This is a genomic window from Streptomyces sp. JHA26 (genome assembly GCF_002005565.1).
In the GTDB taxonomy this organism is placed as follows: Bacteria; Actinomycetota; Actinomycetes; order Streptomycetales; family Streptomycetaceae; genus Streptomyces.
In genome coordinates this window covers 19,721-27,249 of the sequence record NZ_BDJC01000077.1, presented here as the reverse complement: position 1 = coordinate 27,249, position 7,529 = coordinate 19,721, and the positions used below count along the sequence as shown (strand labels likewise).

At 74.0% G+C, this 7,529-nt stretch carries 9 protein-coding genes and 1 pseudogene; 4 read left to right on the top strand and 6 right to left on the bottom strand.

The window, feature by feature from the left end; translation table 11 throughout:
• The 3 genes and pseudogenes from JHAT_RS30625 to JHAT_RS30615 all read right to left on the bottom strand — a co-directional run.
• Nucleotides 1-211: pseudogene (locus JHAT_RS30625) on the bottom strand (RNA polymerase sigma factor SigF); the annotation flags it as partial.
• Between the two features lie 93 nt (nucleotides 212-304).
• Entirely contained in the window at nucleotides 305-1,243 is a 939-nt protein-coding gene (locus JHAT_RS30620) for a sensor histidine kinase (protein ID WP_077801536.1), read from the bottom strand.
• Complete coding sequence (locus JHAT_RS30615; RefSeq protein ID WP_107482072.1) at nucleotides 1,240-1,596, bottom strand: STAS domain-containing protein; 357 nt, start codon at nucleotides 1,594-1,596, stop codon at nucleotides 1,240-1,242. Before JHAT_RS30615 ends, JHAT_RS30620 begins: the two co-directional genes overlap by 4 nt.
• Nucleotides 1,597-1,841: 245 nt before the next feature.
• Between JHAT_RS30615 and JHAT_RS30610 the strand changes: the two genes are divergently transcribed.
• Together JHAT_RS30610 and JHAT_RS34820 are read left to right on the top strand one after the other, a co-directional pair.
• Nucleotides 1,842-2,198 (top strand): PRC-barrel domain-containing protein, encoded by a 357-nt coding sequence (locus JHAT_RS30610; RefSeq protein WP_077801535.1) that lies wholly within the window; start codon nucleotides 1,842-1,844, stop codon nucleotides 2,196-2,198.
• A gap of 34 nt (nucleotides 2,199-2,232) precedes the next feature.
• On the top strand, nucleotides 2,233-2,397 hold the full coding sequence (locus JHAT_RS34820) for a hypothetical protein (RefSeq protein ID WP_171991131.1): 165 nt from the start codon (nucleotides 2,233-2,235) through the stop codon (nucleotides 2,395-2,397).
• A gap of 49 nt (nucleotides 2,398-2,446) precedes the next feature.
• On the opposite strand, the gene JHAT_RS30605 is transcribed toward JHAT_RS34820, so the two are convergent.
• Nucleotides 2,447-3,028 carry a Dps family protein gene (locus JHAT_RS30605; RefSeq protein ID WP_077801540.1) on the bottom strand — a complete coding sequence of 194 codons (582 nt, stop codon included), beginning with the start codon at nucleotides 3,026-3,028 and terminating at the stop codon, nucleotides 2,447-2,449.
• Nucleotides 3,029-3,326: 298 nt separating this feature from the next.
• Here JHAT_RS30605 and JHAT_RS30600 point away from each other — a divergent pair, with 298 nt between their 5' ends.
• Entirely contained in the window at nucleotides 3,327-4,049 is a 723-nt protein-coding gene (locus JHAT_RS30600; RefSeq protein WP_077801534.1) for an FAD binding domain-containing protein, read from the top strand.
• Nucleotides 4,050-4,079: 30 nt separating this feature from the next.
• Here the strand turns inward: JHAT_RS30600 and JHAT_RS30595 are convergent, their stop codons facing one another.
• Nucleotides 4,080-4,916 (bottom strand): lysozyme, encoded by an 837-nt coding sequence (locus tag JHAT_RS30595; protein WP_077801539.1) that lies wholly within the window; start codon nucleotides 4,914-4,916, stop codon nucleotides 4,080-4,082.
• Between the two features lie 201 nt (nucleotides 4,917-5,117).
• On the opposite strand from JHAT_RS30595, the gene rpmG reads away from it, so the two are divergent.
• A complete protein-coding gene (gene rpmG, locus JHAT_RS30590) occupies nucleotides 5,118-5,282 on the top strand; it encodes a 50S ribosomal protein L33 (RefSeq protein ID WP_077801533.1) in 165 nt (54 codons plus the stop codon).
• A 98-nt stretch (nucleotides 5,283-5,380) separates the two neighbouring features.
• On the opposite strand, the gene JHAT_RS30585 is transcribed toward rpmG, so the two are convergent.
• Entirely contained in the window at nucleotides 5,381-7,306 is a 1,926-nt protein-coding gene (locus JHAT_RS30585) for a TerD family protein (RefSeq protein WP_077801532.1), read from the bottom strand.
• Between the last annotated feature and the right edge of the window lie 223 nt (nucleotides 7,307-7,529).

Genomic DNA, 7,529 nt, shown 5'->3' with positions numbered 1-7,529 from the left:
TGGCCGCGAAGCGGACCAGGGACATGTTCATCTCGATCAGCGTGTTGCGCGCGTACTGGTACTCGGCGGTGCCCTCCTCCAGGACCGCCAGCTGGTCGAAGAACAGCCTCGACAACTCCCGCGCGTCCCGGGGCGCCACCTTGGACGGGTCCGCGATCTCCGGCATGCCCGCGGTGTGCTGCCCGGTCGCCCGCACGGTCGTCGTCACCATGATGTGCCCTCCCTGTCGATCGGCCCCGTCACTGTCCACTCATCGGCCGACGACCCACCGCCTACCCCGGTCCGCGACTCGCACACATGCTCCTCAGAAGTTCGCCGGTCCGATGTGGAAGCGGACCGCCGTGCCGCCGTCCGTCGTGTGCGTCCGCACCAGATCGGCGACGTAGTGGACGAGCAGTAGCCCGCGTCCGCCGATCTGGCCCCGTTCCGGCGGCCGGCGGCCGACCAGCGGATCGGTGAGCAGGCCCGTGTCGCGGACCTCGCACACCACCTGCCCCGCCTCGGCCCAGACGGCGAGCGTCCCGCGGCCGCCGCCGTGCACCACGCTGTTGGTGGCCAGCTCGGCCACGGCCAGTTCCACGTCCTGCAACCGCCGCTCGGCCAGTCCCAGGGACCTGGCCCGCTCCACGGCGAAACGGCGTGCCTCGGGGAGCTCCCCGGCGGCGAACGGGAACAGGGCGGCGTCCGGCGGGGTCGTCAGCGGCTCGTTGTAACGGGCGAGGACCGCGGGCCAGTCGTAGGCCTCGCTGGCCGCCTCGCGGCCCTCGGCGATGACCGTGGGATGCGTGCGCAACGCGTCGGCCAGGACGTCCGCGTCCAGCCGGGACTCGTCGTACGGACACAGGATCGTCGCGGAGCGGCCGGCGAAGGCCGCGTTGATCAGTGCCTCGTGCTGGGCGCACGCCGGGTACTCCACCGCACTGCGCCCGGCCCAGATCGGCTCGCCGACGATGCGCACCCGTGTCCCCGCGTGCTCGTCGGCGAACGCCCTGAGGACCCCGGGGATGATCCGCCCCGGATTGCGTCCCGCCTCCGTCATGTCCAGGAACACGACGTCCGGCGCCCGCGTGCCCAGCCCCGTCCTGATCAGTTCCAGGTTGGGGGCGGGGACGGCCACCGCCACCGGTTCGCCGGCCTCCAGGCCCTCCTGTACGAACGACACCGTGCGGTCGGTGTACTCCCGCTCCGAGCGGTAGAAGAGCGCCGGGTGCGCGAACACCTCGTCCTCGGGCACCGTGCTCATCGGGCGGCCACCTCGATCCCGCGCAGCGACGGCCAGAACAGCTCCAGCACACGCGGCAGCTGCGGCGGGGGCTGCTCCACCACCACCCGGCCGCCGGGCAGGTTCATGGCCGTGACGGCGAGCGCCGCCACCCCGGCCACGTCGACGAACCGCACCCCCGACAGCTCCAGGTAGGACACGTCCGCGTGCCGCCGGGACAGCTCGGCGAGGGCCTCCTCCCAGGACGGGCGGGTGACCACGTTGACCTCCCCGCGCGCACGGACCCCGGGACGTCCGGTCAACGGTCCCACCTCCAGCAGGGCCCCGTCCCGCGGGAGGACGGGGCGGTCCCTGTCGTCGTGTGCGCCTTCCACACTCGGTCTCCTTCGGAAAACCACCGGGTCCTTGTTCCGCCGCTTCCGCTCGGCACGGGCCGGGAAGTCCCTTCGACCGGGCAGCCTAGCGCGACCGCGGCCCCCGTCCGGCCGTGCGGGGCCCGCTCCCGGCCCGTCCGCGAGCCGGTCGCCGCGCCGGAATGGGGACAAACCATGCGACGAGGGCGGGAAGCGGGGAACAAGACAGGGGAGTGTGTCCAGGGAACGGGAAGGGAAGGCGAGCCATGTTCGAGGCTGAGAACATCCGTGACTGGCGTGGCCAGGACGTCGTCGACACCGACGGCCACCGGATCGGCAGTCTGGAGTCCATCTACGTCGACACCACCACCGACCGGCCCGCGTTCGCCGCGGTCACGATCGGTCTTCCGACCCGCCGCCGGCTGGTGTTCGTCCCGCTGGAGAAGGCCACCGTGGGACCGGACTACCTGAAGGTGACCTACGACAAGGGGCTGGTCAAGCAGGCCCCCGGGATCGACCCGGACGGCGAACTGATGGCCGAGGCGGAAGCCGAGGTCTTCGCCCACTACGACCTGCCCTACGAGCAGGGCAGCCGCGGCGAGCGCCGGCTCGCCCGGCGCTGAGCCGTCCGCCGGAACGCGCCCGAGGGAGACGACCGTGAGTCTGTTCCTCCTGCTGTTGCTGGTGGCTCTCGTCCTGGGACTGGCCGGGGTGGCCGCCGAGGGACTCTTCTACCTGTTCGTCGTCGGCGTCGCCGTCCTGGTCGTCGACCTGGTCCTGGTCGGGGTGCGCCTCGGGCGCCGGGGCCGGCCCGCACGCTGAGCGCTCGGGCCCGGCCGCGTCGCCCCGACGCGGCCGGGCCCCCGGTGCGTCACCGCCCGCTCTGGCCCTGGGCGAGTGCCGAGCCCCGCTCGGCGCCCTCCGCCTCGGACTCCGCGCTGCTCGTCGTCAGGGTGCCCCCGGCGGTCTCCAGATGGGCCCGGACGAACCACTGGAACTGCTCCAGGTCCCGCAGCTGCCCGATCAGCAGGTCCTCCGTGGCGGGGTCGATCTCACCGGCCTCCTTGACCGCGGCGCGCACACCCTCGATCACGCCGGTGTACACCACGTCGAGCGCGCCCAGGTGGGCGATGGCGTCGGCCCGGCCGATGGAGTAGTCGTCCCAGTTCCGCTCGTCCACCAGGGCACCGGGGGTCCCCTGCGCCACTCCGCCGAGCGCGGCGATGCGCTCCGCGACGTCGTCCGCCATCTCGCGCACCTGGTCGACCTGCGGGTCGATCATCTCGTGCACGGCGATGAAGTGCGGACCCACGACGTTCCAGTGGACGTGCTTGAGCGTGAGGTGCAGGTCGTTGAGCGCGTGCAGGCGCAGACGCAGCACGCCGATCAGTCGTCCGGCGGCCTCGCGCTCGATGCCGGGGACCGTGTACTTGGGGGTCAGGTCGTGCGTCATGGCGGGCATCAGCTCCTGATCTGTCGTGTACGGCATTGCACCTGCACGAATGCCCCGCTTCGGCGACGTCAGACATGTCCGGAGGTCTCCCTTCACGGACACGCGGGGACGGCCCGTGAGCGGGGCCGTCACCGACTGCCGTGCGGAGGCGCGCCGGCGCGCGAAGAGCGCATACCGCCCGGGTGTGAGCCCTGTACGCGCCCCCGCGGCGGTGCGGACAATACGACGGGACTGTGATCACGCGGCGGGGGCGCGTGCCGTCCGACCGCCGACTTTCCGGGAAAGCAGGTCGATCGCCGTGCTGCTGCGACTGCCCACGTCCGTGACCGAAGCACGGGAGTGCCTGGCCGACGGGGCCGTGCCCATCGGCGGGGCCACGCTCGTGTGGGCCACCTGGCAACGCGACGGCTTTCCCGAACAGGCCGTGTCGCTGCGCGACCTCCCGGAGGCGACCGTGGTCCGGCCCGGGACACTGGGCGGCGCCGTGGTGCTGCACCAGGTCGACGACCGCGTGCCGGAGGTGCTGCGCCGGGCGGCCGGCTCCGTGGGCACCGGGGCCGTGCGCCGGGCGGCCACGGTCGGCGGCAACCTCGTCGGCAGCAGCCTGCGCTGTCTGCTGCCCGCGGCCCTGGTCCTGGACGCGAGCGCCACCGTACTGGGCCCGGACGGCGCCTACAGGACCGATCTGAACGAGGTCCTGGCCAAGCGGCACCTGCTGCTCGCCCTGCACTGGCGCGCCCCCGTGGCCAGCGGCTACCACAAGCGGCCCGCCGAGGCCGGCGGGCCGCCGCCCCTGGTCGTCGCCACCGCCGTGCACACCGACGCCGAGGGGCGGCACCGCCTGCGGGTGGCCGTCCGCGACGGCTACGAGGTGCTCAGCGAGGTCGCCGCGTGCGACGACGGCGCCGACCAGGCCCTCGGCGCCCTGGAGCGCACGGACATCGGCGCGCTTCCCGCGCAGGCCCGGGAGGTGGTGCGCCGGCAGGTCACCGGCGTCCTCGCGGATCCGGCCGGCCGGTGACGCCAGGGCCGGCCGGATCCGAGGCCCGGCTCAGCCGTCGGCGAGCGCCTTGACGCGGTCCAGTGCCCCGTTGAACCGGTCGTGATCCCCGACGGTCGGCCCGGTCGAGGTGTACTGCCACATGGTGTGGACGTCCCAGCCGGCCGGGAGTTCACCCACCGACGAGGCGTAGCGGGCGATCCACAGCGGATGGGTGGCGCCGAAGCCGCTGTAGTTCCCGGTGCACTGCTTCCACCAGTTGGTGGAGGTGTAGATGGCGGCGTACCGGCCCGTGCGCGCCTTGTACCGGTCGAGGAAGGCCCGGATCCAGTCGACCATCTGGCTCGCCGTCCTGCCGTAGCAGGTGTCGCCGTACGGGTTGTACTCGATGTCGAGGACACCCGGCAGCGTCTTGCCGTCCTTGGACCAGCCGCCGCCGTGGTCGACGAAGTAGTCGGCCTGGGCGGCGCCGCCGGCGGTGTCCGGTGTCGCGAAGTGGTACGCGCCGCGGATCATGCCGACGTCGTACGAACCGCCGTACTGCTGCGTGTAGTAGGGATTCCGGTAGGACGTGCCCTCGGTGGCCTTGACGTAGGCCCACCGCACCCCGCTCTTCCAGAGGGTCGACCACGCGACGTCGCCCTGGTGACTGGAGACGTCCACGCCCTCGGTCTGCGTGGCCCTGGTGCCGGCGGGCAGCCCCTGCACGCCTTCGTGGGCCAGCACGCCACGGCCCATGTAGGCCGTACCGCGGACGGGGGGCCCGTCGGACGTGTCGGCCGAGGCGGGCACGGCGCACAGGGCGAGGAGGAGGGACGGGACGGCGAGGGCGACGCCTGACGTGAGCAGGCGTGGGTGGCGGGAAGCCACGGCTATGGGTCTGCGCATGCGTCCCATCCGATCCGCTGTCGCACCGCACCGCATCTCACAGTCACCCGGACGGCGTCGGGGCGCGGGTCACGGGCGGCGACACGCCTGTGGCGGGACCGCTGGGCGGGGAATGCGCGGGGGACCGGAGGCGTTGGGCGAGGTGACTGGCATGCGCGGGTCAGAACGCCTCGGGCCCCGCGGCCGTCGGAAGGAGCACCCATGGCACGCAGCACCGTACGCCCGGTCGTCCGGCTGAAGTCGACCGCCGGAACCGGCGTCACCTACGTGACGCGCAAGAACCGCCTCAACGACCCCGACCGGCTCGTCCTGCGCAAGTACGACCCGGTGGCGGGCGCCCACGTCCCGTTCCGCGAGGAACGCTGACCCCACGGCGCGCAGGGGGACGTCCCCGTCCGGCCCGGCCCCGCGAGCAGCGGGGCCGGGCCGTTCCACGTCCCGGCCCGCCGTCGCGTCCGCGACGGTCAGTCCGCGATGTCGACGCCGTAGCTCCGGGCGAGCGCGCCCAGCCCGTGGTCGTAGCCCTGCCCCACGGCCCGCAGGCGCCAGCTCTCACCGCGCCGGTAGATCTCGGCGAGCAGCATCGTGCGCTCGGTGGTGGCGGCGTCCAGCGTGGCCTGCACCAGGGCCGCCGCGCCGGCGCCGGGCCCGGAGACGATGTGCAGGGCGCCGACGTCGCCGAAGGCCGGGGAACCGTCGACGGCGGCCGCGACGACGACCTTGCGGGCCGAGGGCGGCAGGGTGACGAGGTCGACGCTGACGGTCTGCTCGGTGGGCCCGTCGCTCAGCAGCCGCACGGTGCCGCCCGGGTTCTCCGGGGCGCCGTAGAAGACGAAGTCCTCGTCGAAGGCGACCTGCTCGTCCTCGTCCAGCACGAACGCGACCACGTCGATCTCGCACCGCGTCTGCTGCGCCCAGGACGCGGTGACCGTCCAGCGGTGCGCCGGGCCCCGCCCGTTCTGCAGGGGCAGGTCGACGACGCCGCCGCGCGGCAGGACGTGGGCCGCCGTCCGCCGGCCGTCCGCCTGCGGCGCCGCCGTGACGACCGGTGCCACCAGCCAGGCGGCGTCGTGGACGGGCAGGCGCAGCGCGGTGATCCGGGCCAGCCGGCGGTCGGCGTGGCCGCCGTCGAGGACGACCACGTCGGTGACCCCGGCGGACAGGTTGATGGCGGCGGCGCCGCCGAGTTCGACGACGCGGGTGCGCGCGGCCACCGCTTCGGGGTGGGTGCCGCCGAGCACGAGGACCCGTCGCCCGGTCAGCGGACCGCGCGGCCTGCCGGTCCGCCTGCCGGGCTTCGGGGCCCCGGTCGACGGGACCGCCCCCACAGCCTCCGTCGGCACCGCCGGGCTGGCGGGGGCGGGCTCCGCGTCGACGGCCTCGGCGGTCTCCGGCACGCGGGCGGCCGGGACGGCCGGCGCCGGCGACGTCGAGGCGGCACCGGTGACGGACCCCGCGTCCGGCCCCTCGTACGAGGTGCCGGCCCGGACGTCCTCCAGCAGCTCCAGGAAGGCCGCCTCGTCGATGACCGGCACCCCTTCGGCGAGCGCGCGCCGGGCCTTGGCGGAGCCGGTGGAGGGGTCGTTGGTGACCAGGGCGCTGGTGTGCCGGCTGACGGAGGTCATCATGTTCAGCCCCGCCGCGGCCCCCCGCAGCAGCAGGTCCGCCCGCGGGGTCCGGGTCTCCCCGGTGACGGCGATCTTCATGCCCTGCACCAGCGGCCCGCCCGCGGTGAGCCGTCCCGGGTTGCGGAAGGCGCACGGTTTCTTCGGCGGCTTGGGCGCGAACTGCGGATCCTGCCGGGGCGGGCAGGCCACCAGGGGCAGCGGCACGTCCAGTCGCGCCGCCTCCCGCAGCGAGGCCCGCAGCACACCCGCCAGCACCCGCGTGTCGTCGAGCGCGTCGTGCGCCCGCACCTGCGGGACGCCGTAGTGGGCGGCGAGCGTGCCGAGCCTCAGGTCGTCGGTCGGCGGATCCACGCGACGGTTCAGCGCCAGGGTGCACAACCGCCGGGCGACGGGCAGCCGCAGTCCCGCCCGCGCGAACTCGTGGGCGAGGAAGTCGTAGTCGAACTGGGCGTTGTGGGCGACCAGGACGCGGCCCTCCAGCAGCGCACCGATCCTCTCGGCCACCTGCTCGAAGGGCGGCGCGCCGCGCAACCGCTCCCGGGTCAGGCCGTGCACGTGCACCGGCCCCGGGTCGCAACCGGGGTCCAGCAGGGTAGAGAACTCCCCGGTCTGCCCGCCGTCCGGGCCCAGCGTCACCACGGCCACGGACAGCACCCGGTCACGGCGCGGTACGAGACCGGAGGTCTCCACGTCGACCAGCGCCCACTCGAAGGCGTGGTCGTGCAGGTGAGAGGGGGCGGGAGCGGCAGAGGTGACAGACATGGAGGAAGGATGGAGGGGTGGTCACGCTTCCTTCAACTCGAACGGCGATTGATCCCGTTTCGCGGCGATCTCGGTCCGAGGGTCGCCGCCATGATCGGACCGGATGCGCCGCCGGCCGGGCGCGTCCGTGACGACGCACCTCGGGGGGAGGCGTGACGCACTCGACGCCGCACGGCTCGGGCCGGGACGGCCGGGCGCTGCTGCCGGCCGCCGGAATCGCGGA